This is a genomic window from SAR202 cluster bacterium (genome assembly GCA_016872285.1).
In the GTDB taxonomy this organism is placed as follows: Bacteria; Chloroflexota; Dehalococcoidia; order Lucifugimonadales.
Map to the genome: position 1 here is coordinate 13,964 of VGZZ01000028.1, position 20,541 is coordinate 34,504.

At 58.1% G+C, this 20,541-nt stretch carries 21 protein-coding genes; 16 read left to right on the plus strand and 5 right to left on the minus strand.

The features are described 5' to 3' along the window. Positions 1 to 11: 11 nt before the first annotated feature. Positions 12 to 1,493 (minus strand): SDR family oxidoreductase, encoded by a 1,482-nt coding sequence (locus FJ320_08580; GenBank protein ID MBM3926025.1) that lies wholly within the window; start codon positions 1,491 to 1,493, stop codon positions 12 to 14. Between the two features lie 381 nt (positions 1,494 to 1,874). On the opposite strand from FJ320_08580, the gene argJ reads away from it, so the two are divergent. Together argJ and argB are read left to right on the plus strand one after the other, a co-directional pair. Beyond that, on the plus strand, positions 1,875 to 3,071 hold the full coding sequence (gene argJ / locus FJ320_08585; protein ID MBM3926026.1) for a bifunctional glutamate N-acetyltransferase/amino-acid acetyltransferase ArgJ: 1,197 nt from the start codon (positions 1,875 to 1,877) through the stop codon (positions 3,069 to 3,071). Positions 3,072 to 3,447: 376 nt separating this feature from the next. Then, complete coding sequence (gene argB / locus FJ320_08590; GenBank protein MBM3926027.1) at positions 3,448 to 4,254, plus strand: acetylglutamate kinase; 807 nt, start codon at positions 3,448 to 3,450, stop codon at positions 4,252 to 4,254. Positions 4,255 to 4,283: 29 nt separating this feature from the next. On the opposite strand, the gene FJ320_08595 is transcribed toward argB, so the two are convergent. Further along, positions 4,284 to 4,487: a hypothetical protein gene (locus FJ320_08595; protein ID MBM3926028.1), complete on the minus strand. Its 204-nt coding sequence runs from the start codon at positions 4,485 to 4,487 to the stop codon at positions 4,284 to 4,286. A 192-nt stretch (positions 4,488 to 4,679) separates the two neighbouring features. On the opposite strand from FJ320_08595, the gene FJ320_08600 reads away from it, so the two are divergent. The 3 genes from FJ320_08600 (at position 4,680) to FJ320_08610 (ending at position 6,861) form a co-directional block, all read left to right on the plus strand. Further along, the gene (locus FJ320_08600; protein ID MBM3926029.1) at positions 4,680 to 5,810 is read left to right on the plus strand and encodes a hypothetical protein; all 1,131 of its coding nucleotides are present in this window, start codon (positions 4,680 to 4,682) and stop codon (positions 5,808 to 5,810) included. Between the two features lie 75 nt (positions 5,811 to 5,885). Then, positions 5,886 to 6,128, plus strand: coding sequence for a type II toxin-antitoxin system HicB family antitoxin (locus tag FJ320_08605; protein MBM3926030.1), 243 nt, complete (start codon positions 5,886 to 5,888; stop codon positions 6,126 to 6,128). A gap of 7 nt (positions 6,129 to 6,135) precedes the next feature. Further along, entirely contained in the window at positions 6,136 to 6,861 is a 726-nt protein-coding gene (locus FJ320_08610) for a DUF2971 domain-containing protein (protein ID MBM3926031.1), read from the plus strand. Between the two features lie 62 nt (positions 6,862 to 6,923). Here FJ320_08610 and FJ320_08615 read toward each other — a convergent pair whose 3' ends face one another. Further along, positions 6,924 to 8,225 (minus strand): hypothetical protein, encoded by a 1,302-nt coding sequence (locus tag FJ320_08615; protein MBM3926032.1) that lies wholly within the window; start codon positions 8,223 to 8,225, stop codon positions 6,924 to 6,926. 173 nt (positions 8,226 to 8,398) lie between these two features. On the opposite strand from FJ320_08615, the gene FJ320_08620 reads away from it, so the two are divergent. Then, positions 8,399 to 8,902 carry a hypothetical protein gene (locus FJ320_08620; GenBank protein ID MBM3926033.1) on the plus strand — a complete coding sequence of 168 codons (504 nt, stop codon included), beginning with the start codon at positions 8,399 to 8,401 and terminating at the stop codon, positions 8,900 to 8,902. Further along, the gene (locus tag FJ320_08625; protein ID MBM3926034.1) at positions 8,902 to 9,330 is read left to right on the plus strand and encodes a hypothetical protein; all 429 of its coding nucleotides are present in this window, start codon (positions 8,902 to 8,904) and stop codon (positions 9,328 to 9,330) included. Before FJ320_08620 ends, FJ320_08625 begins: the two co-directional genes overlap by 1 nt. 173 nt (positions 9,331 to 9,503) lie before the next feature. Here FJ320_08625 and FJ320_08630 read toward each other — a convergent pair whose 3' ends face one another. Next, positions 9,504 to 11,003 (minus strand): aspartate aminotransferase family protein, encoded by a 1,500-nt coding sequence (locus FJ320_08630; GenBank protein MBM3926035.1) that lies wholly within the window; start codon positions 11,001 to 11,003, stop codon positions 9,504 to 9,506. A 63-nt stretch (positions 11,004 to 11,066) separates the two neighbouring features. Between FJ320_08630 and FJ320_08635 the strand changes: the two genes are divergently transcribed. From FJ320_08635 to FJ320_08665, 7 genes are all read left to right on the plus strand, one after another. Continuing rightward, positions 11,067 to 12,275, plus strand: a complete 1,209-nt coding sequence (locus FJ320_08635) for an aspartate aminotransferase family protein (GenBank protein ID MBM3926036.1) — start codon at positions 11,067 to 11,069, stop codon at positions 12,273 to 12,275. Positions 12,276 to 12,639: 364 nt separating this feature from the next. After that, entirely contained in the window at positions 12,640 to 13,830 is a 1,191-nt protein-coding gene (locus FJ320_08640) for an argininosuccinate synthase (protein MBM3926037.1), read from the plus strand. Between the two features lie 122 nt (positions 13,831 to 13,952). Then, a complete protein-coding gene (locus FJ320_08645; GenBank protein MBM3926038.1) occupies positions 13,953 to 14,750 on the plus strand; it encodes a hypothetical protein in 798 nt (265 codons plus the stop codon). Between the two features lie 2 nt (positions 14,751 to 14,752). Continuing rightward, positions 14,753 to 14,965 (plus strand): hypothetical protein, encoded by a 213-nt coding sequence (locus FJ320_08650; GenBank protein MBM3926039.1) that lies wholly within the window; start codon positions 14,753 to 14,755, stop codon positions 14,963 to 14,965. Between the two features lie 23 nt (positions 14,966 to 14,988). Then, complete coding sequence (argH, locus tag FJ320_08655) at positions 14,989 to 16,359, plus strand: argininosuccinate lyase (GenBank protein MBM3926040.1); 1,371 nt, start codon at positions 14,989 to 14,991, stop codon at positions 16,357 to 16,359. Positions 16,360 to 16,744: 385 nt separating this feature from the next. After that, positions 16,745 to 17,080: an endonuclease domain-containing protein gene (locus tag FJ320_08660; protein MBM3926041.1), complete on the plus strand. Its 336-nt coding sequence runs from the start codon at positions 16,745 to 16,747 to the stop codon at positions 17,078 to 17,080. A gap of 36 nt (positions 17,081 to 17,116) precedes the next feature. Beyond that, complete coding sequence (locus tag FJ320_08665; protein MBM3926042.1) at positions 17,117 to 17,830, plus strand: ribulose-phosphate 3-epimerase; 714 nt, start codon at positions 17,117 to 17,119, stop codon at positions 17,828 to 17,830. Here the strand turns inward: FJ320_08665 and rpmB are convergent. Continuing rightward, positions 17,827 to 18,030 (minus strand): 50S ribosomal protein L28, encoded by a 204-nt coding sequence (gene rpmB / locus FJ320_08670; protein MBM3926043.1) that lies wholly within the window; start codon positions 18,028 to 18,030, stop codon positions 17,827 to 17,829. The genes FJ320_08665 and rpmB overlap by 4 nt on opposite strands. 299 nt (positions 18,031 to 18,329) lie before the next feature. Here rpmB and FJ320_08675 point away from each other — a divergent pair, with 299 nt between their 5' ends. Together FJ320_08675 and FJ320_08680 are read left to right on the plus strand one after the other, a co-directional pair. Continuing rightward, positions 18,330 to 19,850, plus strand: a complete 1,521-nt coding sequence (locus FJ320_08675) for a DAK2 domain-containing protein (GenBank protein ID MBM3926044.1) — start codon at positions 18,330 to 18,332, stop codon at positions 19,848 to 19,850. A gap of 84 nt (positions 19,851 to 19,934) precedes the next feature. After that, entirely contained in the window at positions 19,935 to 20,099 is a 165-nt protein-coding gene (locus FJ320_08680; protein ID MBM3926045.1) for a hypothetical protein, read from the plus strand. Positions 20,100 to 20,541 lie beyond the last annotated feature (442 nt).

Sequence of the window (20,541 nt, forward strand, 5' to 3'; positions counted from 1 at the left end):
AGGGCCCTCATTTATTTTACATTGGTTGGTGAGCTATATCGATCCTCAGCTAATGCAGTAATGGCCGTGAATAGTCCACGGAAGATTACGGCATGTGCTGGATACAAGGCATACCAATAAACCAGCCCTGATATCCCTTTGGGGGCGAAAGCCACCGTCTGGTACACAATTGCGCTGTGGTCAGAAATAGGTCTCACTAAGAACTGCAGCCACGCCGAACCCGGAATTTTCATCTCAGCTTTTAATCTGAGCAGGCGCCCTGGCTCAATAACGTCAACACACCAAAATCCCAATGGGTCTCCCTGTTCCAAGACCGTCTTTTGTGGGCTTCGCAGGCGATTGCCCACGCCTCCCAAAAGTCGATCGGCGAGTCCTCGCAACCTCCAAGCCCAATTTGCATAATAGTATCCATGTTCACCACCAAACTCCGATATAACTTGGAAAGTCGCATCCGCAGAGGCAGGGACCTTTCGACTCCACCGTTGGGAAATTACTCCTTCCTTAATACTTGACTTAATAACAGAGCCTCTGCTGTCATCGTTCGCGGAAAAACCCACCCAGAGGTCTTTAACACGACCTGCTTCCAAATCTTGGACGATTGACTTTATTGCAGCCACATAGCCAGTTGGCTTAATGGTTGGGAACAGTTTTTTCGCGCTGGGGTTTTTAACAATAACTTCATTGCGCAGACCTTCTATTAGGGGCTTTGCAATTGAGGCCTGTATGGGCGTAACCCGGTGCACCCAATATGACGACAGGTGCGGAGTGAGAACAGGCACAGGAATAATCCAGCGTCTAAGTCCCCTCAGACGAGCATATACCAGCATCATCTCTCCGTAGCTCAAGATGTCTGCGCCCCCAACTTCAACCACCTGGCTTCCCTCTAGGCGAATTTCTAAAGCGCCCACTAGGTAATTCATTATGTCTTTAATGGAAATAGGCTGCGCACGTGTGTATACCCATCTGGGACATATCATTACCGGAAGTCTCTCGGTGAGATATCTGACTATTTCAAATGAAGCGCTGCCTGAGCCGACAATTACTCCAGCGCGGAATTCAATGACTGGTACCCCACTGTCCCGTAGAGCCTGGCCTGTAGTGTGACGGGACCGCAGATGAGGCGACAGCTCAGAATCCGGGTCCCCAAGGCCGCCGAGGTACACAATTCGCTTAACACCTTCCGCCTTTGCGGTCGTGGAAAAGGTCCTAGGCGCCAGGATGTCTTGCTCTTCAAAATCTCGTCCGCTGCCCAGTGAATGAACAAGGTAATAGGCTGTGTTAACAGATTTCAACGCTGGCGCTAGCGTGTCCGCTTTTAGAACGTCACCCTCATATACCTCCACCTGGGGGAGCCAGGGCGCTCCCCGGAGGCGCTTGGTATCCCTCACAAGGATTCGTACGCGATGCCCAGCCTCGATGAGCTTAGGTACAAGTTGCCCGCCAATATACCCAGTGGCTCCGGTTACAAGTATCAGTGATTGACTGGATTCCATTTATCTAAGATTACTCTCTGAGCGTTACAAATACAATTGTGGGCCAGTCCAGTGGGTTACTCCGCAGGGAATCCCTGAGAACATTCCTTTGAGGGTGCTATTGGGGACACCACAAGAATAGTTTTTATTCACACACCTAAGCAATTATAGCTGGCATAGAGTTTTAGTTGACTACAACAACATGTTGTAGTAGTATTGGCCGCTATGACACAACAGCGACATCTATGCGTGCATTGCGGGTACGAGTTTTACCCTCGAGTTGCGGACCCGAAGAAGTGCCCCAAGTGCCAGAAGGCGTGGCCCTTGAGGGCTCCCGCATCGCAGACACAACCACAATCGAGACAGAAGAAGGAGACGTTAATGGCCGGTGAGATTAAGACAATGGAAGGCGGGACGGTCACATCGCCCAAGGGGTTTGCGGCCGGGGCGGTATATGCGGGACTGAAGACCTACGCCCAGGACAAAGTGGACCTGGGGATACTTATGTCAAAGAGCCCGGCATCGGCGGCGGGAACGTACACGACCAACAAGCTGCGGTCGCCGTCGGTGACGGTGTCGCAGGAGAGAACGGACAAGGGGAAGGCCAGGGCGGTGGTAGTGAACAGCGGCATCGCCAACGCGTGCGTGGGGGAGCAGGGGTATAAGGACGCGGTAGCCATGGCAAAGAAGGCGGCGTCGCACATCGGTGTAAAGGAAGAAGAGGTGCTGACATGCAGCACGGGGCTCATAGGTGTGGAGCTGCCCATGGCGTTGATTAACTCGGGCATCGACAAGATAAAGCTGACCGAGGACGGCGGGCACATGATGGCGCGGGCCATTATCACCACGGACACCCGCACCAAGGAGACGGCGGTGGCCTTCAAGCTGAACGGGAAGACGGTGACGGTGGGGGGCATGGCCAAGGGATCGGGCATGATACACCCCAACATGGCGACGATGCTGGGATTTGTAACCACCGACGCTGAAGTGTCGCCAAGCCTGCTCCGGACGATGCTCAAGGAGGCGGTGGAGGTATCCTTCAACATGATCACGGTGGACGGGGACACCAGCACCAACGACACGGTGCTGTGCCTGGCCAACGGGGCGTCGGGGGCGGGACCTATCGCCAAAGGCAGCGAGGGAGCGAAGCTGTTGCAGAAGGCGCTGACGGAGGTGTGCACCTACCTGGCCAAGGAGATAGCGCGGGACGGCGAGGGCGCGACCAAACTCATCGAGGTCATCGTAGAGGGGGCGAAGTCGGAGGCGGAGGCCCGCAGCGCAGCCCGGACTATTGCCAGCTCAAGCCTGGTGAAAACGGCGGTACACGGCAACGACCCCAACTGGGGCCGGGTGGTGGCGGCGCTGGGCCGGAGCGAGTGCGACGTGGATGAGGGGAAGATTGCGCTGTATATCAATGAGGTCTGCATTATGGAAAGCGGGACGCCCATTGCGTTCCACAAGGACTCGATAGTTGCGTCGATGTCGGGGCCGAACGTGAGCTTCCGGGTGAAGCTGAACCTGGGGAAGGCGTCGGCGACGGCGTGGGGCTGCAACATGAGCGAAGAGTACGTGACATTCAATAGCGCGTACCACACTTAGGCTATGGCAACGGTATCTTGTCTACTTAGGGGTGGCGATGAAAGAAGCCCCGCCCTATCATCCCGACCCCCCTCTCTAACTCTCCCTCCTTCGGCAAGCTCAGGACAGGCTCTCAAGGGGGGAGAGGACCAGATAGGGAGTGCCAGAGGACTGAGGCTAGCCAGATGGAATGTATCCATAGGGATTCACCCCTCATCCTGCGCCTTCTCCCACAAGGGGAGAAGGGATTTCCTTGATGCCAGTCAGTGCTTTCATGCACATCAAACCTTCATTAACGCTAGTCCTCTTAAATGGGTAGAGTATCTGAGAGAGAGTAGCGCTCAACCCTATAGGGAATACTCTCAAGAAGATAGAACTGACATCAGGCTTTGCGGGAATGGATGGAATCCCATTGAATAACCGGAGTGGCCCCATTGTCATTAAGATTGGGGGGAGCACCCTGGGGAGCCACGACACGACTATGGAGGACCTGGCGTGGATGCAGAGGGAGGGGCGTCAGGTGGTGGTGGTGCACGGCGGCGGGAAGGTCATATCGCAGTGGATGGAGAAGCAGGGGACGATACCGAAGTTCATCCGGGGCAACCGAGTGACGGACGGGCCGAGTCTGGAGATAGCGACGGCGGTACTGACGGGGCTGGTGAACAAGCAGCTGGTGGCGTCGCTGACGAAGCTGGGGGTCAGGGCCATAGGGCTGAGCGGCGTCGATGGCGGGCTGCTGGAGTGCAAAATCGCGGACGCGGAACTGGGGTTTGTGGGGGAGGTGGTGAAGGTGGACCCGTGCGTAGTCGATAAGTCGCTGGAGGCGGGGTTTTTGCCGATGATCGCGCCCATTGGCCTTCATGTCAACGACGGGTCTAAGAACGCGGGGTGTTTGCTGAATATCAACGGGGACACAGTGACGGGGGATATCGCGAAGGCGCTGCGGGCGTCGAAACTGATATTTTTGACGGACGTGCCTGGAGTGATGGACTCGGAGGGAAGGGTGGTGCCCCGGATGGGGGGTCGACAGGCGCAGATTTTCATAGGGTCAGGGATAGCGAGGGGAGGGATGATACCTAAGCTGGAGGCGTGCCTGAAGGCGATGCCGTTGGTGTCGGAGGCGGATATCATCGACGGGCGGCAGCCGGGAGCGCTGCGGCGGTGCGTGGAGGGGGAGGCGCTGGGGACGCGGGTGAGGGGGTAAGTGGAGGGGGGAGGATAGGTTAGCTTAAATTAATCATCAATAAGATCAAGACCTAAGAGAACCGACCCAGAGAGACCGATTGACACAGGTATTCCTTTTAGCCGCAACAGGCGCTCTCTAGCAATACCTGATCGAGCGAAGTTAATGCGTCTCTCTTCCCCGTCTATTTTGGCAACTAGCTCTTTGATCATTACCTTCATAATTATTCCAGTAAGCCAAAGCTCAGCGCTCATTTCTTTGCCTCCACTTCTTTTTGTGTCTCCAACGATCAGTGATTACCTGCCTATTCCCGCTAAACGCGAGCATGAAAAACGCCTTAAGATTATAGCAATAACGCTAAGGTATATGCGTACACGAGCACGTATATTGACAATACGTGCTCGGGCTGGCATAAGCTTTAGCAATTTTAGTCTGGTAAAGGAACCATGGCAAACAAAGAGCTGAGGAAACACGCACAAGAACTTTCTCGAGTGGGAGCCTCAAAGGGTGGCTATGCGCGGGCACAAAAAATGACCAATGAGGAAAGACGCGAAAGTGCTAGGTTAGCCGCTCTCACAAGATGGGAAAAGATTAGCCCCGAACGCAGCCTATTAGTAGCAACTGAGAAAATCCCGTGGGCAGTTGCTGAAGGTGAACTTGGATTTCTGGATCGTTTGATACCGTGTGCTGTTCTAGATAACGGCCTTCGAGTACTCACACAGGAAGGTGTGCTAACAGCCCTAGGGAGAGCTGGTAAAGCAAAGGGTGGGGAAGGGGCCTCTACGGGAAACCTTCCCGCTGTATTAAGAGCGCGAAACCTCGCTCCATTCATTACAGACGAGATAAGAGAGGCTACTCGTCCAATAATCTACAAGCCGTTGCTAGGTGGATATTCCTGGGCCGGTGGTCTAAGGGGAATAGCTTATGGATGCCGCTCAGATGCTCTTCCGATGATCTGCAAAGTTTACGTTGATGCTGAAAATTCTGGAGCACTTATAGCTACCCAGAAACACATCGCCGAAGCAGCTCGGAGGCTATCAGAGGCGCTCGCCAATGTAGCGATGGTCGCACTTATCGACGAAGCCACCGGTTACCAATCTATTAGAGCACACAACGAACTTCAGCGTATTTTAGAGGCCTACGTCTTACCTGAACATCGCCCTTGGGTTAGGGCTGTGCCAATTGAATTTACGAAGGAAATCTACCGACTTTGGGGGTGGGATTTAAATGCCGACTCAACGCAAGGCCCTCGTTACGCAGGAAAGCTAATTCGAAAATATATCTACGAGATGCTCCCGAAAGGTGTGCTCGGTGAATTGGATAGACGCAACCCTCCCAATGAAAAGTGGCAGCGACCCAGAAAGCACCATCAATTTTTGACTGTTGAGATGGGATTGGAGCACTTTAAAGCTCAATTATCTGGGGTTATGGCACTCATGCGCGCCTCGGTAGATAAGCACGAGTTTGAGCGATTATTTAGGAGAGCGTATGACAAGGCTTTCCAGACTGAACTCCCATTAGAACTAGACGAGCCTACGAGGGTTGTCGCATTACCTAATCCAGTATCGGCCGTGTAACATTATGAAGGTTCAAAGATCTATTACGTGAACTCCTCTAAAAAGACCAAGACTAGCAAGTACACAGTCGTTCTTCTGGCGGACTCCTCCGGGGGCTATACGGCAGTCGTGCCCGCGTTGCCGGGGTGCGTGACGGAGGGCGAGACGGTGGAAGAGGCGCTAGAGATGGCGAAGGACGCCATAGAGCTTTCCTTAGAGTCGGCGCGGGAACACGATGAGGAAGTTGTGATAGAAGGGGACGGAACGGTTATAGCAACGGTTGAGGCTACCCTGCCTTCTGAGAGCGAGAGGAGAGTTAAGGCTACCAGCGGGAGTTAAAAGAAGCATGCGACCGATCTGGGACGATCAGGACGTTGAGGACGAACCCCTGTGGAGGTACTTCCAGTCGGACCGGCTTCTGGCGGCCCTGCACTCCCGAACCCTCTATTTCGCATCGGCCCGGCAATTCTCTGATCCCTTCGAGGGCGCCGTCGCCGTGCTGCCTCATGACACTCCAAGCGACCCACGCTACTCAGAACTCGAGGGCGCCGACCAAGCATTCGAGGAATTGCGCCGGCTCACGAAGATCAGTTGCTGGCATCGGGCCGACTACGAGTCCGATGCGATGTGGAAGCTCTACGCCGCTACCGGCAAGGGGGTGGCGGTTCGCACGACGACTGAGCGTCTGCGTCGTGGGCTGTTGCCGTTTCGCTTGGCCCCACACTACGGCGAAGAGAAGCCGTACTGGGGTCCAGTCCGCTACGCGGATCTTCATCGTGAACGACTGCGCGTGAGTATGGAACGTAGGTTTTTCTACAAACATCGCGCGTTCGAGTGGGAGCGCGAATACCGAATAGCCATTTCGGTTCGAATGGCCGAGGAGTTCGGGGTTGCTGTGCCAGAGGACGGGATCGAGGTGGGTTTCGACCCCACCGTGCTGATCGAGTCTGTCTATCTGGGACCGGCCCTGACCGAAGCGGAGCGGGCGCGCTTCCGAGAGACGTGTGTTCAGGCCGGCCTGAAATGTCAGTTCGTTACGTCAACGCTTCTCGGAAAACCGCGATACGTGTAGATGGATTCCGTCTAACAACAGGATCTAGGTGACGGCCTTCGCGCCACGCATTATCCTGCGCGTCAGAGGCGCTGGTCCCCCTCAAACATATCCACAACCAGGGCGCCCCAGGTGAAGTTTTTGGCGCCCATGCCTTTGCCGGTGAGGGGGTTGTAGTATTCGCGGAAGCCTTGATGGAGGACCAGGTCCGTGGAGGCTTTGGCGATGACGTCGGCGACGCTTCCGTAGCCGTGGAGCCGCAGGCCTTTAGTGAGATACCAGTTGGTGCTCATCCAGGTGGGGCCTCGCCATAGGTAATGGTCGGAGGAGGGATGGAAGGAGGGCTCGCGGGCGGAGACGGAGGGGACGGGGTATCGGAGCCAGTATTCGTTGGGGTTGAGGATATGCTCTTTGACCAGACGCCCGGCGGACTCTTTAGGGAGGTGGGGGAGGATGAGGGGGAAGAGGGAGGTGACGGTGCTGGCGCGGAGGGGCGTCTCATGGCGGCCTGAGAGGTCGAAGTAGAGGCCGGTCTTGGGGTCGAGGCACCTGGTGAGGATAGCCTGCTCGGTGCGCTGGGCCAGCTTGTCCCAGGCGTCGGACTTACTGGTGTCGCCGACGACCCGGTATAGATGGGACAGGCTGTACGTGGCCTGGGCGTAGATACAGTTGACCAGGACATCTTCCACGCTGAAGGGCTGGGCGCGCTTCATGTGGTGGCCGTTGAAGCCGTGGCGCATATTCCAGAAGTCCAGGCGTCGGAGGGCGAACTCCAGGGAGGCGCGGTGCATGGGCGTCTTGTTGGAGATGCCGAGGACGGGGTCGTAGGATGGCTTATGGTCTACGCCGGACTCGTAGGGGGAGATGATGGAGATGAGGCCGTCGCCGTCAGGGTCGCGATGGGCGTCGAGCCATCGATGGTATAGGTCTACGCGGGGGAGCATTTCGTTGAGGAAGGCGGTGTCCTCGGTGGCCTGGAAGACGCGCTGGAGGGCGTAGGCGAGGACTGGCGGCTGGATAATGCCGCTGTGTCGAGGGCGGAGGCTGGGCCTGCTCTCCAGGTAGGCCCAGATTTCCAGGAAGGGCTTGCCGCCCCAGAAGATGATGTGGCCCATGAAGCCGTCAGGCTCCTGGGCAGAGACCAGGGAGAGGAGTTCTTCTTTGGCCTGTCTGGGGTCAAGGTGGGAGAGGGCGATGGCGTGGAAACAGGAGTCCCAGAACCACTGCCACTTGTACTTTGTCGGCGAAGGACAGGTGAAGTTATAGGTGCGATGGTATCGCGGGTCAATGCCCTGGCGCCGATTATGGAGGAGGGTGTCCAGGGCGGCGCGCCGGACCTCAATGTTGACGGAGTTGGGGGAAATGGAGGGAACGGGGCTGTCCATGTTTAGGCAGCGCTCTTGCGGATTCTAGCGCCGGCCATAGCGGGGCCGGACAAAGATTTTTGCAACACTATAGAAGCTTATCATGTAAAAAGGACCAGGCGCAGAGATAATAGGTTAGTGATTAGAGATAGAATAGCTCAGATATTAATTCTACGAGATGGACAAGGCTTCAGATGCGATTTGAAGATTTACAGCCAGCGTTTGAGGCTGGGAGAGCGCCGATATTGCCACTGGAGGGCCGGTACAAGGGCAGGCTTCTGGCTTTAAGGGTCTTGCCGGGCTTTACGCAACTTATAGGGCTGGCGACCCGGCTGTACATGCCCTGGCGGGGAAAGGCGTTCGAGGCCGAGCAGGGCACTGGCTACAACATATTCTCTCGCAGCGCGCTATTGCCTTCCTATTTTCTCTGGCCGACGTATCGCGGGTATCGGAATGACGGCCCTACAACCTTTCGCTCCTTTTATTTTAAGACGTGGACGGGGACTGGGCTGATGGACCCGAGGACGCAGGTGCTGAAGATTGAGTACGCAGGGATGAAAAACCCGAAACTGAGCATTAGCCGGGTGCTGGATGAGGTGGTGGAGACGGAGGAGGGCCGGCTGCTGGGGAAGGCGCATTTGAAGTGGTGGTTTGGCGGGTGGCAGACGGTGGCGTTCTTTGAGATGGAGAAGTGGTGATGGTGGGACTCTTAGACGCTGCGTCCCAGCGGGTCAGGGCGCTATCGAACAGGATGGGCACGGATGTGTGGTGGCGCCGGTGCATATCGGCGGCGCTGATTAACGGGGTGGTGTGGCTTACGCCGCCGCCTATTCACCTGATATCCCTGTTCATGCCGTTCTTTAGCGGGTATTCGATAGCTTTGTCGCGCACGACGAAAGGGCTGGTGGAATCGCTGCAGATTGGGGTGGTGATGGGGATGACGCTGGGGGGCGCGGCGATGGCGGCGGGGCTGGCTACGATTGGGGTCATATCCTGGCTCCTGTCTGGGATACCGACGATTTATTTAATCGTAGCCGTGTCTATAGGAGGAGGCATTGGGATTTACACGGGGACTGCGGCGTGCGCGGGGGCGCTGGTGGCGGCGGGACGAGAAAGGGCGAGGTAACCTCGCCCCTACATTGCGGGGAAGCGTGGTTACGGAAGATTGAGCGAGGGTTGTAATGGGACCAGATCCCTCGACTACGTGCCGACGAGTACACCGTTACTACGCTCGGAGTGACAATCACACTTGTTTGTTATCCGCCACCGGCCTCAACCAACGCTAGGTATTAGATAACGTTAGAGGTTTTCTTCGGCGAAAGCGAGGGTGCGGTCCAGGATATCGAGCACCTGGTCTAGCTCGCTTTCGCTGATGGTGAGAGGTGGGTGGATGGAGAAGTTGGCACCTCGCGTGACCATGAAGAGGCCGTTGTCCAACATGAACCGGCTCATCTTCTTGCCTAGCTCCAGGCCTAGAGGTTGGTGAACGTCACCGTCTTTGCCCAAATCGACGGCGGCCAGCATGCCGATGGAGCGTACATCGGCGACGACGGAGTAGCGGCGGAGAGCGTGGAGGCCGTCGCGGAGGCGGTAGCCCATCTTTTCGGCGCGCTCCACCAGGCCTTCACGCTCGACGATTTCCAGGTTGGTGAGGGCGGCTATGGTGGAGGCAGGATGGGCGGCCAGGGTAGGGCTGTGGCGGAGATTTTTGGAGCGGTCGCCGCGGAAGCCATCCTGGACCTTGGGAGAGGTGAGGACTGCGCCGATGGGGAGGTAGCCGCCGCCTAGAGTCTTGCCGAAGACCATAATGTCCGTCTCAAGGCTAGCGTGGAGGGAGCCGAACCATTTGCCGGTGCGGCCAAAGGCGGTGACAACCTCGTCGGCGATGATGAGGATGTTGTGCTTGCGACAGAGGTCCTGGACGATGCGCCAGTACTCGGGCGGCTGGGCGACGGCGCCCTTTTCCACGGGTTCGACGATAAAGGCGGCGATGGAGTCGGGGCCGTGGTATCGGACGGTATCCTCGATGGCGCGGGCGCAACCGAGATTGCACTGGTCGGCGCAGAACTGGCATCGCGAAGGGTTGGCCTCGGGCACCATGACGCCCATGGGGTGCATCGGCTCAAACATAGGGGAGCGGATGACGGGGTCGCCGCTGACGGCCATGGCGCCCCAGGTGAAGCCGTGGAAAGAGAAGTCGCGATAGAGAACTTTGTACTTCTGGGGGTTGCCGGTCTGGGCGTGGTACTGTCGCGCCATCTTAAGAGCGGCCTCGACGGACTCGGTGCCGGAGGTGGTGAAGAGGGTGCGGTCGAGGTCGCCAGGGGACAGCTCCGCCAGCTTGGCGGCGAGCTTGACGGTGGGAGGAGTGGAGAAGGGGATCATGCCGGAGCCGGCGAACTCGACAGCCGACATCTGCTTATAGACGGCGGCGGCGATCTCCTGTCGAGCATGGCCGACGAGGGTACAGTGGGACATGGAGGTGGCGTCCAGGTAGGCCTTGCCGTTGGAGTCGTAGACGTAGGAGCCCTGGCCTCCGACGATGATGCCGAGGTAGTCGGGGTCGTCCAGGTCGTTGAGCTGGGTGTGGGGCGTCCAGATGTGTTTTCGGCCAAGGCGCTGGAGTTCGGCGAAGGAGGGTTCGGGCATGGGGGCCTCCTGGGAGGGGGTGAGGGGGATTATGGGGCAAGGAGGGTAAAGTGGACAACAGCAAGGCGAAATAATATAGTCAAAGCCTGCTTTTACATGTGCTGATATAGGGTGATGTTTTACCCTACCGCACACTTCAGTGTGCGGCATAGGTTTTGTCGGCAGGTTCGGGCTAACAAAGGGAAGGACTGGATTCCGGCTTTCGCCGGAATGATGCGAAAAGGAAGGAGGCCAGAGGTGGCAACGGACTGGATAGGGATTGAGAAGAAGTATTACGCGCAGACGGTGCGCCGCCAACCCATTGTGATTATTAGGGGGCAGGGGACGAAGGTGTGGGACGCCAACGATAAAGAGTACCTGGACTTCACAGCCGGCTGGGCGGTGAACCAGCTGGGGCACTGCCACCCGGCGCTGCAGGAGGCGATGCGAGAGCAGGGCGCGCTGCTGATGCAGACGTCCAACCAGTTCTACACGGTGCCGCAGCTGCAACTGGCGCAGATACTAATCGACAATTCGTGCATGGACAGGGTGTTCTTCGGGAACAGCGGGGCGGAGGCCAACGAGGGGGCGCTGAAGCTGGCGCGTCGATGGGGGAAGAAGAACCGGAACGGGGCCTTCGAGGTCATCACAGCCTACAACTCGTTCCACGGTCGGACGATGTCGACGGTGGCGGCCACGGGGCAACCCCACTACCAGGAGGCGTTTCAGCCGCTGCAGCCGGGGTTCAAGCACGTCGAGTTTAACAACGTCGAGGCCATTATGGAGGCGACGACGGAGAAGACGGCGGCGGTGCTCCTGGAGCCGATACAGGGCGAGGGCGGGGTTAACATGCCGTCGGAGGACTATTTGAAGCGGGTGAGGGAGTGGTGCGACAAGCAGAACCTGCTGCTGATACTGGATGAAATACAGACGGGGATGGGCCGGCTGGGGAGCCTGTACGGCTACCAGGAGTATGGCATTGAGCCGGACGTTATTACCCTGGCGAAGGGACTGGGCGGCGGGCTGCCCATCGGGGCGTTTATGTCGACGGAGAAGGCGTTCGCACTGGAGTATGGGGACCACGGGTCGACGTTCGGGGGGAACGCTTTCACGACGGCGGTGGCTTACGCCAACGTGAAGTACATCATCGACCACAAGGTGCCGTCGAACGCCAAGGCCATGGGGTCGCACCTGATGAAGCGGCTGAACGAGCTGAAGAAGCGGCACTCGTTTATAAGCGAGGTTCGTGGAAGGGGGCTGCTGGTGGCGGTGCAGTTCGACAAGGACATGGCAGCGTCGGCGCTGGCGAAGTGCAACGAGGCGGGGGTGCTGTTCAACATGGTGCGGCCAAATACGCTGCGGTTGATGCCGCCGCTGAATATAACGGCGTCGGAGATTGATGAGGGGGTGTCGAGGTTTGAGAAGGCGTTGAAGGGGCTGTAGGGGGGAAGTAAAGCGAGTCGTGGCAGCAGACACGGCGATTAGATCCTTCGACTGCGTCGGAATACCGACTCCGCTCAGGATGACAAGCGGGAAGGGCGGGTCTCAGGCCCGCCCCTACAAAGGGAAAACAGTGGCAGGTGGTCTTTGATAAAGGGTCGTTGAGCTAGGGCTTCACCCTCACCTTAGTCCTCTCCCATCAAGGGAGAGGAAAGGGAAAGGAAGGCGTCGGGTGGCTTTAATACCAGTATTGTGGTGCTAGAGTATCACCCTCATCCTTCGGAAGAAGGGCAGGCCTTAACCCTCTCCAATGAAGGGAGAGGAAAGAATTTGGGTTGTAAAAACGAGTTCTTGGAGCAAAAGGAAAATGGCGGAAGAGAAGATAGTGCTGGCGTTCAGCGGCGGGTTGGATACGTCGGTGTGCATAAAGTGGCTGCAGGAGAAGCACAAGGCCCAGGTGGTGACTATGACGGTGGACCTGGGGATGGTGGACATGGAGCCTATCCGCCAGAAGGCGCTGAAGATAGGGGCGGCGGAGGCCTTCACAGTGGACGGGAAGGAGACATTTATTAAGGACTATGTCTTCCCGGCGCTGAAGGCGGGGGCGATATATGAAGAGCAGTACCCGCTGGCGACGGCTCTGGGTCGCCCGCTCATCGCGAAGCTGCTGGTGGAGACGGCGAGGAAGGTGGGGGCCAAGGCCATCGCGCACGGCTGCACAGGGAAGGGGAACGACCAGGTGCGGTTCGACGTGAGCGCGGGGGCGCTGGCGCCGGAGCTTAAGGTCATCGCGCCGGTGCGGGAGTGGGGGTGGACGCGGGAGGAGGAGATTGAATACGCCAAGAAGCACAATATACCGATACCGATTAAGAAGAGCAGGTTTTCGACGGACGAGAACCTGTGGGGCCGGAGCATCGAGGCGGGGGAGCTGGAGGACCCGTGGCAGGAGCCGCCGGAGGACGCTTACGAGTGGACGTCGGCGATATCTAAAACACCGGCGCAGGCGACGTACCTGGAGGTGGGGTTCCAGCGGGGCGTGCCGGTGTCGCTGGACGGCGAGGAGATGGAGCCTGTGGCGCTGGTACGACACCTGAACGAAGTGGCGGGGAAGTATGGGGTGGGTCGAATCGACCATATCGAGAACCGGCTGGTGGGGATAAAGTCTCGTGAGGTGTACGAGTCGCCGGCGGCGGTGGTGCTGCACGGGGCGCACAAGTCGCTGGAGGCGATGACGCTGAGCAAGGAGCAGGCCAGGCTGAAGCAGAAGCTGGCGCTGGAGTACGCGGACCTGGTGTACAACGGGCTGTGGTACACGGCGCATAGGCGGGACCTGGACGCGTATTTCGATAGCACGCAGCGGCACGTGTCTGGGATAATTCGGGTGCGGCTGCACAAGGGGACGGCGGCGGTGGTGGGGCGGAAGGCGGAGAGGCCGCTGTATCGCCACGACCTGGCGACCTACGGGAAGGGCGACACCTACGACCAGCGGGCGGCGGAGGGGTTCATAAGCATATACGGGCTGCCGGTGCGGACGCAGACGCGGGCGCAGGGGGAGTGAGGGATGGGGGAATTTAGTCAGGAGTAGCCAGCCAGATGGGGCCTGGTCAGCGGGGTTTTACCCCTCATCCTGCACCTTCTCCCACAAGGGGAGAAGGAGGGAAGGGACACGGCTAACGGCGAATGGGTATTGTTGTCACCCCTACGCTGGACTGGCTGAGGCGACAGGCCGCAGTCTGTGAGAAGCGGCTGCTAATATCAAGCCCTTATGTTAATGGCGGGATAAAAGAGGTTACGAGCTCAACTCGCAATGTCGTCAAGAAAACGCTGGTTACTCAGACAGACTTAAGGGATTTTGCGCTAAACGCCTCCAGCCTAGATTGTCTTTGTGAGCTTGCCAGGAATGGAATCGAGGTCAAAGTCCTAGGCGGCCTACATGCCAAGGTCTATGTCTTTGATGACCGCTCGGCGCTAGTAACGTCGGCTAATGCCACAGTGTCGGGATTGAGGCGCAACTGGGAGTGTGGACTTGAGACGACGGAAAAGGGGTTGGTTTCAGGGCTGGCTAAAGCCGTTCTGGGTGGGTTTGGGGCGCCTGAACCACCCTCAAAAATTTCTCTTAAAGACCTAGAAGCATTATTTGAGCCATTGGCGGCCATCAAGGCCATTATTCCTAAACCGCCTAGGACTCAAAAGCTATCTAAGGAAATACTTGAACCCGAGTTTCACATCGAGAATGAGTCAAAGTTCGTGGGAGCATTCTCAGGCTGGACTAGACTAACCCTAGAAGGCGTGTTGAGTATAAACAAGACAATATTTTCTTTAAATGATGTCGAAAGAGCGTGCTCGCCAAAAGCGACAAAAAGATATCCGACAAATCGACATGTTAGGGCTAAACTACGACAGCAGCTACAGGTACTAAGGACGAGAGGAATTATAGAATTTCTAGGCGGGGGAACTTATCAACTCACTATGAGGTAGATATGGCTCAGCCAAGTTTGGGGACTGTAGGCTATTTAGTTATTGACCTAACCGCTGGGGAACCTGTCGTCGTTGGTGTAGATAAACAAATCTTGCCTAGTTATGAAGAGGCGAGGGCTGAGGCTCAGCGAATTTTTGGAAATTTTGAAGGCACGAGCCGCTACTTCATAGCTGAATTAATCGTAGAACCCGAACATGAGTATACTATTGCTTGACCTTTGCGCGGTTCAAAACCTCTATTAAGGGTAAACAGTTGCCGTCGCTACAGAATGATCCATCCCCCTACGGCGTATCGTTGCATTATGACCGGCGGTTGTATAAGCAGGACATCGCCGGGTCAGCGGCGCATGCGCGGATGCTGGCGAAGCAGGGGATCATCGAGGCGGGGGAGGCGGAAGCTATCTGCCGGGGGCTGGAGGAGATTCGGGGGGAGATAGAGGCGGGGAAGTTCCCGTGGCGGCCGGAGCTTGAGGATATCCACATGAACATTGAGACGCGGCTGCGGGAGAAGATTGGGGCCACGGCGGGGAAGCTGCACACAGCGCGCTCTCGCAACGACCAGGTGGCTACCGACGTGCGGCTGTATGCCAGGGAGAAGGCGTCGGAGGCCGTCAGGGCGATTCGGGGCTTGCAGTTTTCGCTGGTGTGGCAGGCGGAGAAGCATACCGAGACCATCATGCCCGGGTACACCCACGTGCAGCGGGCGCAGCCGGTGCTGCTGGCGCACCACCTGCTGGCGTATTTCGAGATGCTGGAGCGGGATGTGGAGAGATTCCGGCGGGCATACGAAGCAGCGGACGTGCTGCCGCTGGGGAGCGGGGCGCTGGCGGGAGTGCCGTACCCGCTGGACAGAGGGTTCGTGGCCAAGGAGCTGGGATTCAGCCGTGTAAGCTCGAACAGCATGGACGCGGTGTCGGATAGGGATTTTGTCATCGAGTGGCAGGCGGCGGCGTCGGTGTGCATGATGCATCTATCGAGGCTGGCGGAGGAGATGGTGCTGTGGTCGTCGCAAGAATTTGGATTTGTCCACCTGGGGGAGAAGCACACCACGGGCAGCAGCATCATGCCGCAGAAGCGGAACCCGGACTTTGCCGAGCTGGCGAGGGGGAAAACGGGGCGGGTGTACGGGCACCTGATGGGACTACTGACGGTGATGAAGGGGCTGCCGCTGACGTACAATCGCGACATGCAGGAGGACAAGGAGGGGTTCTTTGATAGCGTCGATACGGTGCTGTCGACGCTGGAGGTGTTCACGGGGATGATGTCGTCGCTAGAGTTCAACGCGGAGATGATGGCCGAGGCGGCGGAGAAGGGGAACATGCTGGCGACGGACCTGGCGGACTATCTGGTGAGCAAGGGCGTGCCGTTCCGGGAGGCGCACGGGATACTGAGGAAGGTGTCGGAGTACGCGAGGGGGAAGGGGAAGGAGGCGCACCGGTTGTCACTGGCGGAATATAAGAAGTTTAGCGACAGGTTTGAGGAGGATGTGAAGGGGATTACGCTACGGCGGTCGGTGCAGGGGAGGAGGGTAGTAGGGGGGACGGCGTCGGGGAGGGTGAAGGCGGCGGTGAGGAGGGCCCGGAGGGTGCTGGAGAGGGAGGAGGGATGAGAGGAATGGGGAAAGCAGTGTATTGTGGTTGGCAAAATGGCTCCTTGGTGGTAGTGGTTCACCCTCACATTAGTCCTCTCCCATCAAGATGGGTGTTGCTAATTCTCCCGACAGGAAGAGGAAAAGAAAACGGAGACGACTGGCAGTGATAAAGTATTGTGGAGCCAGGGTTTCACCCTCTCTTCTGTTCTCCCCCATCAAGGGGGAGAAAGGGTAGAAGGGAGGCCTGGCTATGATAAGTGGCATCTTAACTAGCAACAGCCGTCATCAAGGGAGAGGAAAGAAGAAGGGAGTCTATGGGCAAGCGTTTCCAACAGAATGGGACGTGTGGACTATAAGTTCTCATCCTTCTCCCTTTGTGGGAGAAGGTGCAGGATGAGGGGGAATGACTAGCGCTACGGCCCGAGCAATAAGAAAACGTCCCACTGAAGCTGAAGCCAAGCTGTGGGCGGGGTTGCGTGAATTTCGGCTGGCTGGCTACAAGTTCCGACGGCAGGAGCCTATAGGTCGCTTCATTTGCGATTTTGTATGTTTCTCGCAAAAGTTGATAGTTGAAGTTGATGGCGGCCAGCACACAACAAATATCATCGCTGACGGTAAGAGGACTGCTTGGCTGGAAAGCCAGGGCTTCAAGGTGCTAAGGTTCTGGAACGCCGAAATCTTGAGGGATACACAGGCTGTGCTGGAAGCTATATCCAATGCCCTTAGTGGAAATGATTAATTCCAGACTTAGCCAAACAAAATGGAGGCAGTCCTAATGGCTGAGCGGAAGGTGAAAATAGCGCCATCGATACTGTCGGCGGACTTCAGCCGGCTTGGGGAGCAGGTGGCGGAGGTGACGAAGGCCGGCGCCGATTATATACACCTGGACGTGATGGACGGTCGATTCGTGCCGAACCTGACTTTTGGGCCGGTGGTGGTGGAGAACCTGAGGCAGTATACGCATCTGCCGCTGGACGCACACCTGATGATTGTGGAGCCGGAGCGTCGAATTGAGGACTTTGTGAAGGCTGGGGTGCACCATATCACGGTCCATGCCGAGGCTTGCACGCATTTGCACAGCACGCTGCATCAGATCAGGTCGTCGGGGCTGAGGGCCGGCGTGGCGCTGAACCCGACGACGTCGCTGGCGTCGATAGAGGACGCGCTGCCGTTTTTAGACATCGTGCTGATACTGACGGTGAACCCGGGATTCGGCGGGCAGAAGATGATACCGCAGGCGCTGGAGAAGGTGCGTCGGCTGCGCCGGATGGCGTCGGAGCGGGGGTGCGAGGTGGAGATAGAGGTGGACGGGGGGGTGAACGCGGAGACGGTGGGGGAGGTGGTGAGGGCGGGGGCGGACACGATGGTGGCCGGGAGCGCGGTGTTCAATAAGAAGGAGCCGGTAAGGGAGGCGATGGGGAGGCTGAGGGAGGCCCTTCGACAGGCTCAGGGCAAGCCCCCCCCCGAAACGGGTAGAGGGAGCTGCTAAGCGGCGGCCTTGGTTTTGGACGGCTTATGCAGGCTGCGGAGGCAGCGGGTGCAGATTTTGACCTTTTTGTAGTCGCCGTTGACTTCTATGGTGTGCTTGTGGATGTTGGGCATGAAGCGGGTGTTGGTGCGGCGCTTGGAGTGGGAGACGTTATGGCCGGCGACGCCGATTTTCCCGCAAAGCTGGCACTTCATGTCGATACCTTAAATTGACCCTTCTGAGTTTAGTTGCGTAGAATTCGTCATGTCAGGATAACATGAGGGGTGGTTTTGTGACAAGATTTATCAGGCAAGCCTGGTCACAAAAATGAATAGAGCTAAATACTCGGCAACACCATCTCCCTCTTCCCACTTTCCAAGTCAGGGGGAATTACCCCCCATCCTTTGTCCTTCCCCCTCAAGGGGGGAAGGTAAGACACACCGCAGACCCCCCTACAAGGAGAGCTTTGCCCACTCTGAACTCTCCTTCGGAAAGGGCTTGTTATCAGCGGTTACTCACTATGTTAGGGCGGCTAATGCCTAAGAAAAAGACAGTGAGGATTTCTGGTCGGGAGTTGAGGGATGGGCTAGCGGCGGGGGCGCGATGTATGGAGCGGTATGCGGCGCAGGTGAATGCGCTAAACGTGTTTCCGGTGCCGGACGGCGATACAGGGACAAATATGCTGCTGACGATGAAGTCGGTGGTGGAGGGACTAGATCCTTCGACTACGTCCGCCGATGGCGGACTCCGCTCAGGACTCGCTCAGGCTCACAAAGGCGAGCCTTCGCTCGGCTCCCACCCCGATGGAGTAGGAAGGGTGGCTCAACTCGCCGCGCGGGGGGCGCTGATGGGGGCGAGGGGGAACAGCGGGGTGATATTGTCGCAGTTTTTGTCGGGCTTTGCGCAATCGCTTAAAGACAAGGAGACGTGCGACGCCCGGGGGCTGGCGGCGGCGCTGACGGCGGGGTCGAGGGCGGCGTATTCGGCGGTGTCGAAGCCTGTGGAGGGGACCATACTTACCGTTATGCGGGAGGCGGCATCGGCGGCGGAGTCGGAGGCGTTGAAGAGTGGGGCGGACGTTATTGGGGTGTGGGAGGCGTCGCTGAAGGCGGCCAAGTCGGCGCTGGCGAGGACGCCGGAGCAACTGTCGACGCTGCGGGACGCGGGGGTGGTGGACTCGGGAGGGCAGGGGCTGGTGGTGGTGATGGAGGGGTTCCTGTGCGGGCTGAAGGGGCAGGACGTGGAGGCGGTGGAGGTGGAGATCAGCGCGCCGGCGGGAGGGCTTGCAACGATGCCGTCAGTACGAGGGGAGTACCTGGAGGCGATAGAGGGGGAGAAGTTCGGGTTTTGCACACAGTTTATGATCGAGGGGACGGGGATAGACCTGGAGGCGCTGCGGGCGTCGCTGGCGGGTATGGGGAACTCGGCGGTGGTGGTGGGCGACGCGACATTGGCGAAGGTGCATATTCACACCTTTGAACCAGACAAGGTGGTGGCGTTCGGCGGGATGATGGGCGTCACCAGCCAGGTCAAGATTGATGATATTGATAAACAGCACGTGGGCTTCCAGGCGCTGCACAAGCAGAGGAAGGAGACGCCTGCGCTGGCGGTGGTGGCGGTGGCCTGGGGAGAGGGATTCGCGAGGCTATTTCGAGACCTAGGATGCCACGAGGTTGTTGTGTGCGGGCGGACGATGAATCCCAGCGCGCAGGAGATTTTGGAGGCGTCGAAGATGACGGGGTCAAAGCGGGTGGCGGTGCTGCCGAACAACTCGAATGTGGTGCTGGCGGCGAGGCAGGCGGCGTCGATGAGCGAGGGCGTGATCCATGTCATCGAGACGAGGACGCTACCGCAGGGGGTGGCGTCGGCGCTGGCGTACAGCCCGGACGTGTCGCCGGAGCAGGCGCTGCGGTCTATGGAGTCGGCCAAGGGCGGGGTGAAGACGCTGGAGGTTACGACGGCGGTGCGGGACTCGGTGGTGTCGGGGAGGCCGGTGAAGGCGGGGCAGGTGATGGCGCTGCTGGACGATGTGTTGATATGAGCGGGAGGAGCAGGTCCTTCGGCTGCGTCCTTCTCCGAAGGACTTCGCTCAGGACTCGCTTCGCTCGGCCCCCTCCCGGGCGGGGTGGTGACGGTGTACTGGGGGGCCGGGGTGTCTGAGGGGGAGGCGAGGGAGGCCCTTCGATCCTTCGACAAGCTCAGGACTCAGGGCAGGCTCCCCCAGGGGGTTGAGGTGGAGGTGGTATATGGTGGGCAGCCGCTGTACGCGTATATCGTGTCGATAGAGTGAGGGAGGAGAGGAAGAGAGAGGGCCATGGGATGTGTAATGGTACCTGGCGGACGGAGCGTAGTGCTAGTGTTTCACCCTCACCTTAATCCTCTCCCATCAAGGGAGAGGAAAGAAGAAGGGGAGGTTAAGTGAGTCGTGATAAGCCGTATTGGGCGTGGCGACGGTCACGGCGATTAGATCCTTCGACTGCACCGGAGTACCGATTTCGTTCAGGATGACAAGAATAGGCGTGAATGGTGAAGACGGGGCGTGATGGTGGCAGTCGTATCGTTGAGATTCCTCGACTTCGCTCGGAATGACGTTTTACCTTCCATTGCACCTGAGATGGGGTACACCTAAACGCATTCTTGATAGTAAACTGAAAGGAGAGGCAGTACGACCGCCTAGGATGAGGGAGGTGAGGAGGTGGACGTTCAGAGAAGCAACAGGTTGGGGATATTGG